Annotated in this window: 7 protein-coding genes and 1 pseudogene; all 8 read left to right on the top strand. The window is 55.3% G+C overall.

Going from position 1 to position 18,184, the window contains the following annotated elements; all coding sequences use genetic code 11:
- Positions 1-30: 30 nt before the first annotated feature.
- The 8 genes and pseudogenes from ACR0J2_RS16405 to ACR0J2_RS16370 all read left to right on the top strand — a co-directional run bounded on the left by ACR0J2_RS16405 (position 31) and on the right by ACR0J2_RS16370 (position 18,124).
- A complete protein-coding gene (locus tag ACR0J2_RS16405) occupies positions 31-927 on the top strand; it encodes an EamA family transporter (RefSeq protein ID WP_480813250.1) in 897 nt (298 codons plus the stop codon).
- A gap of 332 nt (positions 928-1,259) precedes the next feature.
- Positions 1,260-2,135 carry a recombinase family protein gene (locus ACR0J2_RS16400; RefSeq protein WP_480813249.1) on the top strand — a complete coding sequence of 292 codons (876 nt, stop codon included), beginning with the start codon at positions 1,260-1,262 and terminating at the stop codon, positions 2,133-2,135.
- Positions 2,136-2,212: 77 nt separating this feature from the next.
- On the top strand, positions 2,213-2,479 hold the full coding sequence (locus ACR0J2_RS16395) for a type I restriction-modification system subunit M N-terminal domain-containing protein (RefSeq protein ID WP_480813248.1): 267 nt from the start codon (positions 2,213-2,215) through the stop codon (positions 2,477-2,479).
- A 167-nt stretch (positions 2,480-2,646) separates the two neighbouring features.
- Positions 2,647-5,559 (top strand): hypothetical protein, encoded by a 2,913-nt coding sequence (locus ACR0J2_RS16390; RefSeq protein WP_480813247.1) that lies wholly within the window; start codon positions 2,647-2,649, stop codon positions 5,557-5,559.
- Entirely contained in the window at positions 5,559-10,508 is a 4,950-nt protein-coding gene (locus tag ACR0J2_RS16385) for a DEAD/DEAH box helicase (RefSeq protein WP_480813246.1), read from the top strand. The genes ACR0J2_RS16390 and ACR0J2_RS16385 overlap by 1 nt, the downstream gene beginning before the upstream one ends.
- A gap of 10 nt (positions 10,509-10,518) precedes the next feature.
- The gene (locus ACR0J2_RS16380) at positions 10,519-16,614 is read left to right on the top strand and encodes a hypothetical protein (protein ID WP_480813245.1); all 6,096 of its coding nucleotides are present in this window, start codon (positions 10,519-10,521) and stop codon (positions 16,612-16,614) included.
- 308 nt (positions 16,615-16,922) lie between these two features.
- Positions 16,923-17,123: pseudogene (locus ACR0J2_RS16375) on the top strand (helix-turn-helix domain-containing protein); the annotation flags it as partial.
- A gap of 17 nt (positions 17,124-17,140) precedes the next feature.
- Positions 17,141-18,124, top strand: coding sequence for a tyrosine-type recombinase/integrase (locus tag ACR0J2_RS16370; protein ID WP_480813244.1), 984 nt, complete (start codon positions 17,141-17,143; stop codon positions 18,122-18,124).
- The last annotated feature ends 60 nt before the right edge of the window (positions 18,125-18,184 follow it).

The raw sequence follows: 18,184 nt of genomic DNA, 5'->3' as shown, positions 1-18,184 counted from the left end.
TTCTGAAACGCCTCAGCCGGGAGACATACAATGTCACGCTCGACCGATATTCTTCTCACTTCACTCGCCCCAGCGGTATGGGGAAGCACTTATCTGGTAACTACGGAAGCGCTCCCGGCTGGCTACCCGATTACCCTGGCGGCGTTACGAGCTCTGCCTGCTGGCTTGTTGTTGCTTGCAGTGACGCGCTGCGTTCCACCACGCGAATGGCTCGGTCGAGTTTTAGTCTTAGGCAGCCTCAATTTCGCTCTGTTCTGGGTGCTCCTCTTCGTTGCTGCGTATAGGTTACCCGGTGGTGTGGCCGCCACCCTGGGATCGTTGCAAGCAATGATCGTGATTTTGATGGCGTGGGGATGGTTGGGAACCCCAATCCGACTTGGTGCGCTCGGCGCCGCCGCGACTGGCGTAATGGGTGTGTCTCTGCTGCTGATCGGACCAGAAGCGCAACTTGATTGGATCGGTATTGCAGCGGGTTTGGGAGGAGCCGCGTCAATGGCTGCTGGCACTGTTCTCAGCCGAAAATGGCAACCTCCGGTTTCGGCGCTGAGTTTCACAGCGTGGCAATTAACAGCCGGTGGTTTGATACTGCTGCCAGTCGCACTGTTTCTTGAGCCGCCTCTCCCTGCGCTCAGCGCGACAAATGTCGCCGGCCTGATTTGGCTTGGGTTGATCGGTGCTGCAGCAACCTATGCTCTTTGGTTTCGTGGGATAGCGCGCCTGGAGCCCAGTGCAGTTTCGATGCTTGGCATGATGAGTCCTGCAACAGCTGTCGTGCTCGGCTGGGTATACTTGGGACAAACGCTTAGCCTCACTCAGTCGATAGGAGCAGCCATAGTTATTGGTTCTGTTGTGGTTGGCCAGAGCGTAAGTCGAAGGGACAATTCGGGTGTGAAAAAATGGAGACCAGCAACAGCTGGATCTGCTTGATGGGTTTGAGTCGCAAACAATGGGCCCGCTCACGCAAGTGGGCGAAGAATGGCTCAGCGCCTCGCTCAAGCCCGTTCGACGGATCCCAACAACATCGAAGTCCTAGGTTTTCCTGCGCATGACTAAGGGGATGGGTTCTGGCGCCGCAGCATCCGGGTGTTCCAAACCTCCTATTGGGCCATGCGGTAGCCAGAAGTCGAAGAAGGAGGTCGTAGTTATGAGGATACCTTACTCATTGCTATTTCCTTTGCTTTAGTAATGAACATATGTATAATACAATAAAATAAGGCACTTACGTCTGATCTAAAACACAAACACAAGAAGAAGTTACCTTGCAGGACGTTGTTGGTTACATACGCGTATCTACTCCTAGACAGGCACAAGAAGGTGGCAGTCTGGATGAGCAAGGTTATGTGGTTCGTGGTTATAGTGAAGAGAAGAACCTGAACCTGCTGACGATCGAAGAAGACGATTGCTCAGCTGCTGGTGCACAGGGTCATCTGTATCGTCCTGGCCTTCGAAGAGCTATTCAAATTGCTGCGGAGAAAGAGGCAGCGATCTTGGTGCCCAGTGTCGATCGTCTCGCGCGACATCCGGCCGTGCTTGAGGACCTCTTCGAGAGCAACGTTCAGGTGATCTCAATAACTGAGCGTCGCAGGGTTGGGCGTAATTGTCTGGAACGTCTTCTTCTAAAGGCTCAGCGTGATCGTGACGAAATAGCTGGGCGTGCACGTTATGGAATGGCAAACGCCAAGAAGCGCGGCGTCAAGATGGGGAACCGGACCAACCTCCCTGTCGCACAGCGCAAAGGATCGATCTCCAATGCTGCGCGAGCTGACCGTAAGGTGCAAGAGCTCGCTGACTTTATCGAACGCACGGCTGGCTGGGAGAAGATGACCCTCCGGGAGAAGTTGGAATTGGTGAACCGTTCTGGACTGCACAATCTCATCAGTGAGAAGCGTGACGAACGACGTCCTTGGACGGAAAGCAGCATTCGGAAACCCCTAAAGCGCGCAGAACAAGAGCTGTTGCTGCGCGAAGAGATTGAAGACGAGCCGGTCATCATTGCGCCGAATCGGTCTTGGGATGAGCCACAAGAGATACCGGCCGACGATATGGGTGTCGATGCTGTCCGCGAAGCAGCGCTCGACGAAGACACGACTATCGCGGACGCCTACAAGGATCATCCGGAATTCGGAAAGTTCTGACGCGTAATGGTTGTAATCGTGCTTGTGCTCCGCGCCTCATTATAACATCCTATAGTTGAAAAGAATTTAGGGCAGGCATGACTAACAACGATATTGGGAGTTCGGGCAGTTTTGTCTGGTCGATTGCAGAACTTCTCCGCGGTGATTTCAATCAATCCGAGCATGGTAAGCTCGTGTTGCCCTTCGTGGCGTTGCGCCGTCTCGATTGCATCCTGGCGCCGACCAACGATGATGTGCTCTCACTCGCTGAGACGTTCCCGGACGATATGGACGAGATCGCCCGGTCGCAGATTCTCTACGCGGCCAGCGGCGTGTCTGACTTCAGCGCCAATGGGACAGATTAGGAAAGAGTAACATCTTGGCATCTGACAGCCTCAATTCTCTTGAGAGGGAAATGCAGTCCATCTGGACTGCAAAGGACGCGACTCCATTCGTAGCTGACCTAAATCTACCCGAAGATCTTTACGCCTCCGCTTGCCGAGCCGCACGCCAATACTCCATAAACATGCTCTTGGCGAAGTTCCCGACCCTCGGTGTCTGGTCCGTGCTCTACCCTCTCTCAAAGAGCTACACCGCCCGAGATCGGGAGATCTACTCACACCTTGAGAAGTTCCTCGGCGAAGCGATCAGCGGCGAGAAGCGTGCAATCATGAAGGCGCGCTTTATCGCCGCCGCACAGCGCATCGGTATTCCGGTCAAGAACAGCACCGACCCTACCGTGGTCTTCTTCTCGCCCCTCGGCGCACCTGACCCGCAGCACCAAAATCTGGCCAGAGCCTTTTTGTGGACAGCATTTCAAAAAGGACCACCCGCGACCGAAGACACGGTTGCTTCAAGGCATTGGCAAAGACTTGCGGTAGCCAACTATTGCGCCGGTCAACCGCGCCTTGTCGCCCCAATTCGCTTCGATGAATCCGCTCACTATGCGCGCCGATTTGACGCTTGGCGCCGCGGAGAAGTCGGTGCAGGCCCAGGAGAAAGATCACTCTTCGAGGCGTATGACGCGTTTGCCCGGCGCATTGGAAAGAAACGATCTGATTTTGTCGGACCTCCGTCCGTCATCTGGCATCGAGATGGACTTGGCCTTTTGCCCGAGATTTCATCGAAATCGCAATCCATCAAAACTGGCCTGTTCCCAATACAGATCCCGGGAGGAAAGCGCGCCTCAATTGACGCCCCATGGCCAGAGACACTCAAGTGGAGTGCAGGCTCCGCAACTATCGACGTTGCCTTCGCTCCCACAGAAACAGAAGTCCTGATCTTCGATGCGGACAGTGGGGCGCTCCTGCATCGCATCGAAGAAACGACCCGTAAGATTGAAGTTGCTGCCACACGCCTGGTTATCTTGAGTAAGATGCATTTCAGCGCATCCGAATTTGGAGAAGCGATCCCGACCAAAGATCCGACGGTTTTCTCTGCTTGGGTAGATCTTGGCGAAACTCTTTCGTTTGGGGAGAGGTCGCCCTTGGAAATCGCATCTCCAATCGATACGGCCATCTGGTTTGATGGAACGGTCATCGGCAGGAACGGACAAAACGCGCTCTATGCAAACGACCTTACGATTTACGTCAGGCTTGATCCCGAAATCGGCGGAGCTGAACGAATCCTTAGAGCCAGGATCGGCGAGACCTCAAGATACAGTCGAATATCGATCGATGGCCAAAACGAGGCGCGCGTTTCTTTCTCAAGCCTCAATTTCGATCCTGCGGCCGATCCGGGAAAAGCTACTTTCGAAGTCTTGGTCCCGGGTGCCGCCGGCGACACCAACGCCCGCGCGGACCTAAAGGCGACCTCATGGGTTTGGCCTGCTGCGATGCCACCAATGGGAGATCTCGAGAACGTCAAGGTTCCATCGAATTACCTGCCAGCCAGAAGCTCTGGCTTGCATGTCAATTCCTTCGAACGGCTTTCCGTTGATCCGAGATCCGAAGCCGAAACTCCAATTCTTGGATTGTCGCTCGAAGAGCAGGCTTACGAATTCGACCTTACAGCAAGGTCCGAAAAGCTTTGGCATTTCCGGATCTCGACGAACGATCAAGTCTTCGTTCCGAAAGGGGGGACCGTGGCGCTCGGTTACGACAACCGCCACGATACGCTTCGACTTCGCTGCTTTGACAGAAATGCAGACTTGATCGTCCTCGGACGCCAAATAAATCGTCCGTTCATTCAGCGACAAATCTTCGAAATCGGAGCCGAGAAGCTCGAAGAGGATACAGGAGATGACCGGATCGCGATCCGGCGTGCCGATGGGACGCTGGATCTCCTTGCGCGCCTTCGACGCGTATCGGACGCGGGCTCCTTGAGCCTGCACGAGACGGAAGAGGAGATCGTGCTGACGCTGCGGCCGACTGCGGATGCAGACGCCTTGCGTGTTCATGTCGAGGCAGCCGGAAAAGATACTGATATCGGCGATTACGCCTTTGGGGTGAGGCCAGCCTCCCTTCCGCCTCTTCCTGCGGTCAAGGCTATGCGCGACCAGGGCACGAAAGTCATTACTGTTCGTGTCGACAAAGGTCGGATTACTGGACCCGCAAGAATTACCTTCGAAACCTTAGACCCAAACGGTGTCATTGAGCCTGTGAAAGATGGATCGCGCGCTCCGGTTGCAGTTGGCATCGCTGGATCAATCGCGAAACCTGACCGAAACACTGTCGTAAGACTTGCTCAAATGTTGACGCATCCGGAGCCTGATGCATTGGGTGGCCAGCTGTCGGCGTCGCTCTATTCCGTTTACGCTCATGCCTTCGAGACTTTCGCTCAAAACAAGATCGTGGGTGCCATCAAGCCCGTGTTGAATGTCACTCGACCCGAAGGTAGCATCGCTCGTCATGACATCGTCGGAGTGGCGCCTTGGGTATTCGAGGCTGGAACTCATGCCCTTTCAGGCCTTTCGGTAGGCACCGGCTTTTCAAGTCTCAATCTCATGATGACTATCGAGGCGCCCGATCCTCTCCCCGACCTCATGACTGAACATCCCTTGCTGGCGTGGCTTGAACGGTTGCAAAATGACCCTGACATTCCCGACGCTCTGTCAGCGAATGCGCTACGCACCGCATTTGTCGATCTACGTTTCCGCTTGAGGGAAACAGACATCGGGGATCTCGTAGGCGGCGGCGCCCTTGGAAATGCATGTAGGATCATCTGCGAAGCCCACGCAGAGAACCTGAATCATCTTAGGGCCTTCGACATCAATGGAGGCGGTGATCCGACTCCAGCCAAGATCGCAATCCAGATCGAGCGCTTTGCTCGCGCCTGCGCCGAGAAACGCTCTGAGGCATTCCTTCAGGATATGATTTCGAGAACAGGACTGTCGCGCCAAGACATTGGTTCCACTATGACCATGATGCTTCGCGCCGGTGTTCAATTCTTTGTCTATTTTCGCGCCCTGTGGGGCCATGCGACCACCCAGGGAGCGTCTGCCTAATGACCATTCTTGATCCGAACGCCTACCGCGAAGATCTCAACCGAACTCTTGCGCGCTTCGTGGCAACTTCATCTCCGATCAACGAGATCCGAGCCCCGAAACTCGCGGAACAGCTGCGCGAGAAGGTCAGTCGCCTCACCTTTGTCAAAGGTCCATACGTCGAAACGCTTCCGGACTTTGAAAAAGGTCGCAGCCTTGCGCAGCTTCACGGTGAAGGGCTCTTGGACCCCAGGTGGATCGAATTTGCCCAGAACGAGCCGTCTGTGTGGGATCGTCCACTTCATGCGCACCAAGAAGAAGCGCTATTGAGAGACGAAAACTATCTCGTCGCAACCGGCACAGGCTCGGGTAAAACGGAAAGCTTCCTTTACCCGATGATCAATGACATCCTCAAAGAGGGAGATCTTGAACGACCCGGCGTCCGTGCGATCCTCGTTTACCCACTCAACGCACTGGCTAATGACCAACTCGGTCGGATCGCCCAGCTCCTTTTCCGTGACCTCGGCAATCCGGGTATCACGCTCGGCCGCTATACCGGACAGGTGAAATCACATTCAACGCGGGAGCAAGAAGTCACGAAGCTTCGCGAAACACCCAGCTTCCAGCAGATCTTTGGAGAGGACGCTGATGTTCCACTGAATTGGAAGCTTTCGAGGCTGGAGATGCGCCAGTCACCTCCGCATATCCTCATCACGAACTATGCAATGCTGGAGCATATCCTTCTCCTTCCGACGAACCGACCGCTTCTTCAAAATGCGCGACTTAGCCGGATCGTTCTCGACGAAATCCACACCTATACGGGCGCTCAAGCCATCGAAGTCGCCTTTCTCTTGCGACGACTGAAGGCTCACCTTGAGATCCCGGACGGCCAAGTGAGATGCATCGGCACATCAGCATCTCTCAATCCCAAGAGAAAAGGGGAGCTTTCGGACTTTGCTGAGCGACTCTTTGGAGAGCCTTTTGCCGGCGAGCGGGCTGTGATCACTTCGCAAAGGAAGTTGCACCCGAAACTGTCAAAACCCGCCTCTCCCAGCGGCCTTAGCTTTGAAGACTGGGCACGAGCGTCAGACCTCGCCAGTATGGTTCGAGAAGTCGCACTTACAGACAGCCCTATGGACATAGAAGGCTGGAACGCCGAAGCCGAATTCCTCGGCTTAGACGCCTTGTCACTCGATCAGGCACAGCTATCACTCGGTGATGCGTTGATTGAGCGCCTCTCCGACTTCAATGAAGTGCACGAAATTGCGCGCCGCCTCGAGGGTGGCTCCATCCCCCTCACGCGGCTTGCCGAAGACGTTTTTCCAGATGCGGGCAAAGGCGCAATTTCTGCGCTGGTCGGCTTGATCTCCATCGGCGTTCTTGCTGTCAGTGAAAGCGCCGCCGTCTTTCCGCTTCTCCCTGCTCGATACCACCTGATATCGCGCGCACCAGACCGAACAGGTGTGTCCCTCAAGGCTAATGATAGCGAAAGCCTATCACAGGTCATTATCGGCGCAGAGAAAGATGACGAAGATCGACCCGTCTTTGAGCTCTTCGTTTGTCGAAACTGCGGTGAGCCTTACATTGAAGCTTGGGATGGTCCTACGCATGTCGAAGCAACCCCGGGCAGCGGCCCACGTCGGCTGTTAAGGCTGGTGCCTGGCGGGAAGGCCGTGGAGGAAGATGACGAGGACGACACCTCGACTGACGACGATACGCGGCACATGGTCTACTTTGATCCTGCTTCCGGCCTTCCGCTTGAAGAAGAGGCTGCTGGCGCAGTCGCGCTCGAGAATGTCGAACTGCATGAAGATCCCGACGATGGTCGCCGCTACATGCCGCGCTGCGTCGCTTGCCACCATCGTTCGTCTCGTTTTCCCGAGCCGATCACGACCGTCAGGCCGGGCGACGAAGCCCTCGCTGCTGTTGCTGCCCAGTCAATTCTTGAATCGATGCCGAGCCGAGACTTCGGCACCACCCCCCCGATGGGCGGGCGTAACCTGCTGGTCTTTTCAGACAACAGGCAGGACGCCGCGTTCTTCGCGCCGTTCTTTGAGCGCACATCTCGTGAACAAGCCCTTCGCAGCGCCATTCTGCGCGCCGTAGACGCCAACGGCGAAATTGATATAGATAACCTCGTCTCCGCTGTTCGAAACGAACTTCGAAAAGACGGGCTAAGACTGTATCGACCAGGCGTTCTACCCGAGCTTGAAACCGGAACAAATGAAATGCAGCGCCTTAAGGCCCTGATCGTGGCTGAGCTGACAACCCTCGGGCGCGGTCGACTCGGGCTTGAGGGGTTTGGACTCCTCGGCGTCAACTATGATCACCTCGATCGTGCTGTCTTCGCTGTAGAGAAGCACCTTCCGGAAAAAATGAAACCCTTCGCGGAAGCTTACGTCCGCTATCTCCTGAAAATGATCAGAGAGCATCGTGCCGTCTCCGATCAAGGGTCAGGCATGATTGATCTCGTCGATGAGTCGATCTGGACCCGAATTGCAGCGCAGCAAACACGCTGTTTTACCCGGGATAAGAACAGCAGAGCGACAACCGCGATAAATCTCATCCCTGCGGCAAACCGGCCAAACCGCTTTACTGCACTTCTGAAAAAAATGGCGACCGCAACAGGCGAAGCCATTGATGACAACCAAATACTCGATGTTCTGACGGCTTTCTGGAAAGTGATGGAAGGGCCCCGATCTATCGCTGCACGCCACGGAGTCGGTCGCGGCCTGAAATTTGGGCCCGGTATCAAGGTCGTTCCCGGCAGAGACGTCCACCTTTATCAATGCGTCAAATGTGGCAGTCGAACCCAATTCGACACCGCGGGCGTTTGTCAGTCTATGGGCTGTAAAGGAACTTTGACCGAAATCACCGCTGAAGATCGCGCTGATCTTTTTGAGCAAAACCACTATGTTGCGCGCTACCACGAGCACCCGATCATGGGGATCGCGCGCGAACACACTGCGGCAATTGCTGGCGAAATCCGAACCTCGATCGAAGAAGATTTCAAGATCGGAGAAGTGAATCTTCTTTCCTGCACCACGACGATGGAAATGGGCGTCGATCTTGGTGATCTGGAAAGTGTCCTTTGCAAGAACGTTCCACCGTCTATCGCAAGTTACCAGCAGCGAGCTGGTCGGGCAGGGCGCCGCGCACAGGTTGCCCCGATCGTTCTGACAACCTCACGGTCGGGCCGATACGACCGCGCGGTCTTCGAGCGGTTTGAAGAGTATCTCGCCGAGCAACCTCGTGTGCCATACCTCAGCTTGGACAACGCAAGCTTTTTTCAACGCCACCAGCTTTCAATGCTTTTGGCAAAGTTCCTCGAGCACCGGCTTGCGAACTACCAAAGGAGTGGATCTCCTCAACTTCGCGACGTCTTTGCTGCCTCACTCACCGACGACGCGCGAGTGGCGTTCGACGAAGACTTCAACTCTTGGCTCGAAAACGCAGATGAAGATGTTGAAGCGGCGGCAGCCTTGGGCAAACGACTTCCTTCCGCACATGCGGACATTGCGCTCGATGCCGAAGGCTGCCGAAAAGAGCTGCGCAAAAGAGTGATGCAATTCGCCGACGCTGTCTGGGGTCGCTGGGCCATTATGCAATCCGGCATCGACGATCTCGAGGAGGAGCGGGAACAACTCGACTCCAATGACTCGGCAGGCTTCACGCGCATTGGTCGATATCAGGAGGCGCTACGCACCCAGCAGCGCCTCTACATTGGGCAATTCATGATCGATCAGCTATCGCGACGCGCGGTTATCCCGACTTATTCATTCCCTGTTCACTCGGTCTCCTTGGAGGTCCTGAATGCGGCGGGGCAGACATCCGATACGTCCGTCCTCGAGCTCGATCGCGATGGTTCCATTGGAATCTCTGAATACGCTCCAGGCTCGGAAATTGTTGCGGGCGGTCGCGTTTGGATCTCTGACGGCATCTCCAAACGATCCAAGTTTACAGGCGACGATGCCTTTATCGAGAAAGCCCAATACCGCGTTTGCGACGTGTGCAGGTCGCCTCAGATTACCCCTCAGCGCGTAACCCCCGACGATCACTGCTCTCAATGTGGCGCGCAATTCTCGTCTACCAATAGAAAACGTGATTTCATTAAGCCACACGGATTCCTGACGTCTGTTCGCGATGGTCAGGGCCGAGATCCCGGCGCCAGTCGAATTCGGTCAACTGTGTCGGAAGAAGCTCTCCTCCTCACTGAAGCCCCGATCTCAAGCTACGTGCCAACGGACGTGCCGGGGATTCTGACCTTCCACGCGCCCGGTTCCAACCGGCCCGACGATCAACTGGGGCGCATCATCACGGTCAACAAAGGTCGGCATGGGGGCGGGTTTGCATGGTGCCCCAGCTGTGAACATGCTGTCCCAGCAATGAATGCAGGACCTAACAACGCATGGCAGCAACCCATGGTCCTCGAGGCGCACACCAACCCACGAACCGGCCGGGATTGCCGATATGATCCGTCTTTCCAAGTCTGGCCAATCGATCTTGCGCATGTCTTTGAAACAGATGTGCGCGCCATTCTGTTCCAGGGAACTCCCCATGATCCGAATGGGGATCTGATCAACTCGACGAAAATCGACCGCACACTGCAAGAGGCCCTTCGTCTCGGTGCTGCCGAACTACTCGAGACTGACGCGCGAGATCTGCGGGCTATCGTTCAAAGACTCGATGGCCATCTCGTAATCGTGCTCTACGACACTGTTTCCGGCGGTGCTGGATACTCAACTCGATTGACACAAGAGGATGGCTTCCAGTCTGTCGACCTCCTTCTCGCAGCCCGCGAGATCTTAAATTGCGAGAACCAAGACTGCGTGACAAGTTGCACGCGATGTCTCAACGATTACTCGAACCAAAGACTATGGTCTGAGTTCGAACGGCGCCCAGCCCTTGCATGGATTGAAGCAATCCTACTCGAAGCAGGCGTGCAGCTTACGCAAAGCTGGAACAAATAGGAGATCGAACATGCCAGAAGACACGCCGCAAAACAAACCATCGTTCGCTCTCACAACCGCGTCTGAAACCATTTCGTTTGCTGGTATCCCTGCTGCCGTTCAAACGATGAGCACATGGAGGCCGGAGCACTGGGTGTCGCCTGAGAGTTTCAGTGGTTTCCCAGTCCTTGAAATCTGCCCCGATGCACCGGAGTTTTTGGCAGAAGCGCGCCATTTCACCAACCAGGACCTGAAGACAATCGCGGCACTGATTGAGGCTGATTTCGACCCGAACGAGCCGGCAGATCTTTATGAAGAGTTGCTTTATCGTATCCAAAACCACCCTTGGGTTTTTCCCATCCTTGAAACGATAGTGATGCAAAAACGAGGCTCACAAAAAGGCCCAAGATCCAGGAAGAGTGGACCAAAAAAGGGCGTCATTCCGAAACTTCCGTTGTCAAAACTGCGCCTTGAAGCACATCCGGAGCTTCATAACCGTGTTCATGAGCTCCTTCTTGAGGACGTGCCTCCTGAAGTTGCAGTAGGGTCTTTCTGCGAATACGCGGTCATGAACTACTATCACGCGCTTACCGACCCCGGATCATTTGAGGAGCTATACGAAAAGGCCCTCAATATTATCACCTACCGCGGACCAACGGATTGGGTTGAAGAAAGACTGCCGAATGTCGAGGATGGATTGCATTGGCTCGGCTTTTCGGAGGAGCTTCTTGGTCTCCTTGAAGTCGAACCCGAAGCGCACTCCATCTTGATTCTTGGCCATCTTCACATAGCAATCCAAGGGTTGGCGGAGGAGATCCAAATCGGTTCCGTCATGAACACTGAAAGGCTCGAGGCCATTTCCGAGCTGTCCATCGCCGCTCGCGAAATGCAGGATGTCATCACCGACGAAATGTCGGAGGATGTTGAAGAACGCCTCAGGACGCTTGGAGCTATCAATGAAGGCGACGACGTCGCGAGGATCGCCCGCCCAATTGCCGGCATTCTCCTGTCCGACAGGTTCTATGACCTCATCCTCAGCCGCAAAGAAAAAATCTCGGCGACCAACGACCAACTCGAAGCTTTGGGTAAAGAAATATCCGAGGCAACGGCCGCTAAGAAATTTGCTCTGATCGGCGAGCTCGCCATTCAGGCTGAAGAGCTTGAAAAAAAGATCAACCGGATGAAAGATGCATATCAGGCCATCCTCGAAATCTTCCGGTCTCTCGGTGACGAAAAACCTGATCGGTTCATGTCCCTGTTGGAGGAATACGATCCGGCTATAGATGCTGACACATTCGATGAAGATTTCGATCCTTCAGATTATCCGGAAATCTTCGACAAGATCCGCGAACAAAGTCTGCTTCGGGCTAAGACTGAAGCCCAAGAGGATGGAAGCGAAGAAGACGGTGCAGGGCAAGAAAACCCAGAACCCATCGCCGACGACGACAGTGATCCTGAGGACAACGTAGACCAAACTGAAACCGAGTTGTCTGATGCGAAGGAAGACGACCTACTCAGCGACACGATCGATGAAGATACACACTCGACTGAAGATCAGTTGACGACAGATGTCCCCTCGTTGGACGTTGACACAAAATCATCTCACCCCAATGCCGACGAGGAAGACGCAAGTTCCAGCTCCGTGTTGGTCGATATCACCGACGAAGTCAGCGCGCCTGACGAGCTTCCCGAAAAGCAATTCAAAGAACACCTCGACCAAGAGGAAGAGACGAACCCTCCGCTCCTTCAGCCTGCGCCCATTTCTAACGACGTGTTCGCATCTCTCATCGACCGCGATTTCATCGCAATCGCAGCACATGCCGCAGAAGCTTATGAGCAAGAGGGGATGGCTCTTCCGATCCCTGCTGTCGCCCTGCGTGTCGCCGCTGCAAGTCGCGCTCCCTACCGCGGGTTTGGCCCTGATCTCCAGAAGTTCAATGAGCACGTCGGGATGGCCACCTCGGCCTCACTCTCTGATCTTGCCTCCGTTCTTGTCCTCGGCTCTATTCTGCGGCCCGCAATTCTCTCGAAGGATACGACGCTTCGCACGCAAGTCTCCGATCTCTGCAAAGGGACCCTTGGGCAACACTTGGTCGAAGTAAACGAAACCGTCTCGAGGCTCAGCTTCGATTACCCTCCCAGCCCTGATGTTCTCGCCGAACTCTCCGGGCAGCCGGGGGCTCCCGAGAAACAGCGCCTCACCGATCGGCTGAAGAAAATTTGTGACGCTCTTCGTCAGAAAACATCGAGATGGCCTTTCGCCACCGAATTCATGCACTACGTCGTCTCCCAAAATGGTGAACTCGGAGCAGCCGTTCGGGCAATCGCAGAAAAAGACCCGGCGGCTCCAAACTTGGTCCGTATTGCCATCAAGGACCTTCGCGACGCCCAATCCATCGAAGCTCTCTCAGAGACATATGCATCTGAAAAGGGATACAACGACCTCGTTCTCTATTCGAAAGGGGTCGAATACCTCGCTCGTCAGTTCGACGAACCGGTGACACTATTAGAGCGCTGGAATGAAGCAACCCATTCCAGCGGAGAGCGCGGCCAGCAGTCGGAGGAACGCGCAAAGCTGACGACGGCCACACTCCGCACGCAGCTCAAAAAGGCCAAGGATGGTCTTGAGGCTGAAATTAGCAGCACCGATGATCCGCTGATTGCCGCCATAGCGACCTGGATCGGTGATCAGATAAACGAGACCCGCGAGGCGCTTCTTGGGCGAGATACTGGTCGGTTCTCAACGCTTGACGGTGCACTCAACGCCGAAATGGACCTGCTCCCTCCGGTTGACCGGGAAGCGCTATCCGAATTGGAAGCGCGCGCCGAAATCTACACACGGGTTCTGTCTGAGGATAAAATCCTTGGACAAGAGGATGCTATCAAGCGCGCCTGCTCAGAGGGTGCGTTCGATTCCGCATATCGCATGGTCGATCAATTCGATGTCTCGTCCGAAGGGGAAATCCTACAGACGGTAACCGAATTCGTCGAATTCTGGCGGCCTGAAGTTGAACTCCGGAACCGGATGCTCACTGCACTCGAGAAGGTCGATTTCAAAAACCAAGAACAAATCAGTCGACAGCTGACATGGTGTAAGCTCACCCTCGATAAAATCGACGGCCTGGCCGGTGGTAGTGAAGTCCATGACATCACTGGGCTCGGCGACCGCCTTGGGCTTCTCGATCAATCGATCGAAGACATCGAGAATAGCATCCGCGACGGTCAAATCGCTCGCATCAATGAATACCGAAAGCCTGACAACGAGGACGATGTCGAAACTCTTCTCGGGAAGCTCGACGAACTCACCATCGAGGCGGTAGAGGACCGGATCGCACAGCTTAGGGATGGCCGGTCAGCGGCAGTGTTTGAGACTGACCTGCAAGGCCTTATCGGTGAATTCTCGTCCAACCTTCTTCCCTACGCCAGTTCTGACCAATGGCCGACCGGAGGCAAGGCTTTTAAAGAAGCCACCGCAACGGAGGGAAACCTCCTGTTTGCGGAGGAAGATCGTCGCGCTGCCACGATCAGCTTCATCAAAATGTATCGCGACCTGATGTTGGGCATGCGCACGAAAAAGCCGACTCCGGGGCAGATCAAGGAGCTTTTCGAAGAGATTGGATTCGAACAGGTCAACATATCGAAGATTGAGGAACTTGGCCGCAAGGGTTCCTGGAAGGGGATTTTTCATGGCCGTATCGTCTCGGATGGATGGTTCTTGCCGCCTGTGTTTGGCTCCAATGCAACGAGCGGTTACAGCTTCATTGTCGCGTCTCAAGAGACTCTGCCGGAGACGATCATTAAGGCGATCACAGCCTCCAGTAAGCCGGCAGTCATTCTCCTTTCCGGTGTCGCCGACACCTCGCGGCGGCGCGATATTGCGGAGCGTTTGCGTAGCAAAGTGATTCCGGCGCTCCTGATCGACGAGGCTCTGATCGCCTTCGCAGCGACCCGTCGTGATACCCGGGCCCGCACTGTTTTCGAATGCGGACTTCCTTATGGTCGCATTGAACCCTACACGACCGACGCCGGTCAGCTTCCGCCTGAGATGTTCTTCGGCCGTGAAGACGAAGTGCGCAAAATCATCGACAAGACTGCTGATGGGTGCCTTGTCTATGGTGGCCGCCAACTCGGGAAATCTGCGCTTCTCGCGCATGTGGCCCAGACTCAGCACGATGAAGCCGAAAAACGGTTCATCGTGAATCGTGAAATCAAAGCGTTGGGTATCTCTGAAAAAACCAACGAAATCTGGCGCCACATCTCCACGATGCTGCCGGACGATGTCGTAAAGCCGGACCACACTTCTGCGGATCTCGTCTCACGCGATATCCAAGCATGGGTAAACCGGCACCCCAATGGGCGCATCATCTGCATGTTCGATGAAGCTGACAACTTCATGACTCAGGATACACGCGATGATTACCCGCAGCTGAGCAAGCTGAAGGAGCTCATGGAGAAAACGCAGCGCGCCTTCAAGGTCGTCTTCGCCGGGCTTCATAATGTCCAACGGATGAACAAGCAGCCAAATTCTCCGCTCTGGCACCTCGGGGAGCCGATTTGTATCGGCCCGCTCAATCGAAACATCGATGACAAGCGCGCAGCTTTCGATCTGGTTGTATCTCCCATGCGCGCCGCTGGCTTCGCGTTTGAGAACATGCAGGCCGTCGAGGAGATCCTGACCTGGGCCAACTACTATCCTTCCTTGGTCCAGGAATACATGAAGGGTCTTCTCTCGACCATGCACGGCCACGGTAGCGGAAAAACCTTCAAGCTCCCCGAGGGCGAGCCCCTCTGGACGATACCGTCAGAAGACCTTTTCGCTCACCGAAACTTCGAGCATATCGAAACCCGGATCCGAGAGAAGTTCCATCTTACCCTCAATCTCGACCCTCGCTACGCACTGGTCGCCTATACGCTGGCGCGCTTGATCTACGAGGGTGATGAGCGCCGTGCGCTCATCACAGGTCTTCCGACGCGTGTGTTGATGGACGAAGCTTCATTTTACTGGCCTAAGAACAGCGAAGCTCCGACACTTCCGTCTTTCGAGGCTCTCCTTGAAGAGCTCTTCGATCTTGGTGTTCTTGGTCGCGTCCCGGTTCCCGGCAGTGAAAACCGCTTCAATTATTTGCTTCGCACTCGGGAAGTTGCCGCGATGCTCGGCACAGGTAACGATATCTATCACGCTCTCGATGAAATCGAGAACAAGGACCCAACGATCAACTACGACAGCGCGACCCACCGGAGGCGCTACTCCGCCGCACCGAAACAGCCGGAAGATCAATGGCCATACTCGCCCCTCAGCGATTTTTTTATGGAGCGGCTCATCGACCCGAAAACTGCGGATCCGGTGCAGATCATTTGTGGCCTTGAAATTCTTGGAATCGGGAAGGTATCACAGGCACTGCGTCGTCTCGCCGAGGTTGGAACATTTCCTGGTGCCCGTGAGGACAAGATCATTGTCCATGAAGCGACTTCGATCAGTGATCTGCGCCGCATCGTCGAAAAAACGCGGGCGGAAAACGGCAAGCGCAAGATCCTCGTTTACAAAACCAACGATGCAACGGAAGCCAAAACGCTTCTCGACTTCCTCGAACGTCAGCCATCTGTCCTGAACCGCACCATCCGTCCAGTCATCATCATGAGTGCATCAGACGCTGAGCTGCGGTCTCTGGCCATTCGTCGACAAGAACAATCGCAATTCCTCACTCCGTGGGGCGCGGAAATGATCCGAGTTCACCTCGATAAACTTGAGCGGACCGATCTTGATATCGTCGATCTTCGCAACACCATCTTGAACAAGACTGGCGGAATTTCGACGGAGGTCACTCGCTTGGTTTCTGCCATGATCGTATCCGACCGGCCCGCAGAAGAAGCAAAAAACTGGGAGACAAAACCAAATTTACCCGACGGCTTCATGAGTAATTCGGTCGGGGTTGCTCTCTGGGTCCTGAGTGAGGATGGCGACTTTGCTACGAAGAACGAACTTCTAAAGGAATCGACAGGAACCGACTTTGAAACGCTCGGTCCCGACCTCCTGGCAACAGGATTGGTTGCTCGAAGTTACGACAAGAAGACACAATATCGTCTGACAGCGTTGGGACAGCTAATCGTCGCGTCGAACGACGACTAACCACTACCAAAACGTGAGCAGTGCGACGCTCTGTTTGCTGTAAGTCGGTGATCTGCTCCCCAGAGAGCCCGCGATTATTGGTTATCGCGCCTACCGCAATCGTCCGCTCAGCCAAAGCCAGCGGAAGGACATGGTGGTGCTTGCGCACATTCGCGAGCAGTTCGCCCTGTCTTAGGGCAGCTATGCCTGTTCACATTTTGATAGGGAGGGGCGAGCAAGCTACCTTTTTCAGCTTCGAAGAGCCCTCTGTTAAGGTCAATTTCATAAGCACCTTCCAGCGGATATCAAAGATCACGCTCTTGTGAAGTATGTTTCAGCCGTCCGAAGTGCTCGTCGCTATAACGCACTCACACGATCAGAAAGGAGTGCACGAATTGTCACCGCCCTACACCCCCAAGACCCTCGCAGAGCGCTGGAGTTGCAGTTCTGAAACTGTCCGCCAGCTCTGCAAATCCGGCCAGCTCGAACATTTCAGAGTTCAGCGTCAGTTCCGCATCCCGGCACACAAAGTGGAGGAGTTTGAGAAGTGCAGGAATACAGTATCGGTCGGCTCAACGATCGCTTCGTCGTCGTCTGGTATGAGAAAGATGGACGCCGGCGCCGGTATCGTCTTGACGCGGACACCGTCGAACGCGCCGAAGCCGAAGCCCGTGACGTCCTGCTCGCACAGACAGCCGGAAAGGATGAACTGACCGTGGAAAGGATCTGGAAAGCCTACAGCGCGACTGTTGAGGGGCGTCCGGTGCATGAAAGCATGAATTACACCGGTCGCTCCGTCCTGCCCTGGTTTGGGGCCTTCCGCCCCGATCAGATCAGCGTGCAGGACTGCAAGGCCTATATCGCGGATCGCAGGCAGGCACGTATTCAGGACGGCACGATCTGGACCCAGCTCGGCAAGTTGCGGACCTGCCTGAACTGGGCCGAGAAGACCGGACTGATCGATAGAGCGCCCTATATCGAGCGCCCCAGTAAGCCGGCACCCAAGGAGAGGTATCTGACGCGCCAGGAGATCGCACAGCTTCTGTCTGTCGATTGTGCACCGCACATCAAGCTCGCTACTCGGCTGATGTTGTCGACGGCGGCCAGGGTGACGGCGGTGCTGGAGCTCACCTGGGATCGGGTGGACTTCGAGCGCAGTCAGGTCAACCTCCGCACTGGTGAGGGGCAGAGGAAGGGCCGGGCCATCGTCCCCATGACCGGGAGCCTGCGTAGGGCGCTCCTGGAGGCGCGGAAGGCGGCTTTGTCCGACTACGTCGTGGAATGGGCCGGTAGGCCCGTGAAGTCCATCAAGAAGGGCTTCAAGGCCGCCGCGATCGAGGCAGGTCTGCCTGATGTGTCACCGCACGTTCTGCGCCACACAGCGGCAGTCCACATGGCGGAGGCCGGCGTCTCGATGGAGGAGATAGCCCAGTTTCTCGGCCATTCGAACTCACGGATCACCGAGTCTGTCTATGCGCGCTACAGCCCGGACCACCTGCGCAAAGCGGCCGACGCACTGGAGTTCGAGTAGTGTTCAGGTTCAATGAACCTCGGATCACTGTCTTACAAACAACAAAGGCGCCCTCAGGCG

It is taken from the genome of Ruegeria sp. CG4 (assembly GCF_056537185.1).
This window is presented reverse-complemented; position numbering and strand designations above follow the sequence as displayed.

What these genes read in the sequence shown, in the direction of transcription:
- ACR0J2_RS16395 (WP_480813248.1), top strand. Translation starts at nt 2,213, where the DNA reads ATGACTAACAACGATATTGGGAGTTCGGGCAGTTTTGTCTGGTCGATT.
- ACR0J2_RS16380 (WP_480813245.1), top strand. Translation starts at nt 10,519, where the DNA reads ATGCCAGAAGACACGCCGCAAAACAAACCATCGTTCGCTCTCACAACC.
- ACR0J2_RS16385 (WP_480813246.1), top strand. Translation starts at nt 5,559, where the DNA reads ATGACCATTCTTGATCCGAACGCCTACCGCGAAGATCTCAACCGAACT.
- ACR0J2_RS16405 (WP_480813250.1), top strand. Translation starts at nt 31, where the DNA reads ATGTCACGCTCGACCGATATTCTTCTCACTTCACTCGCCCCAGCGGTA.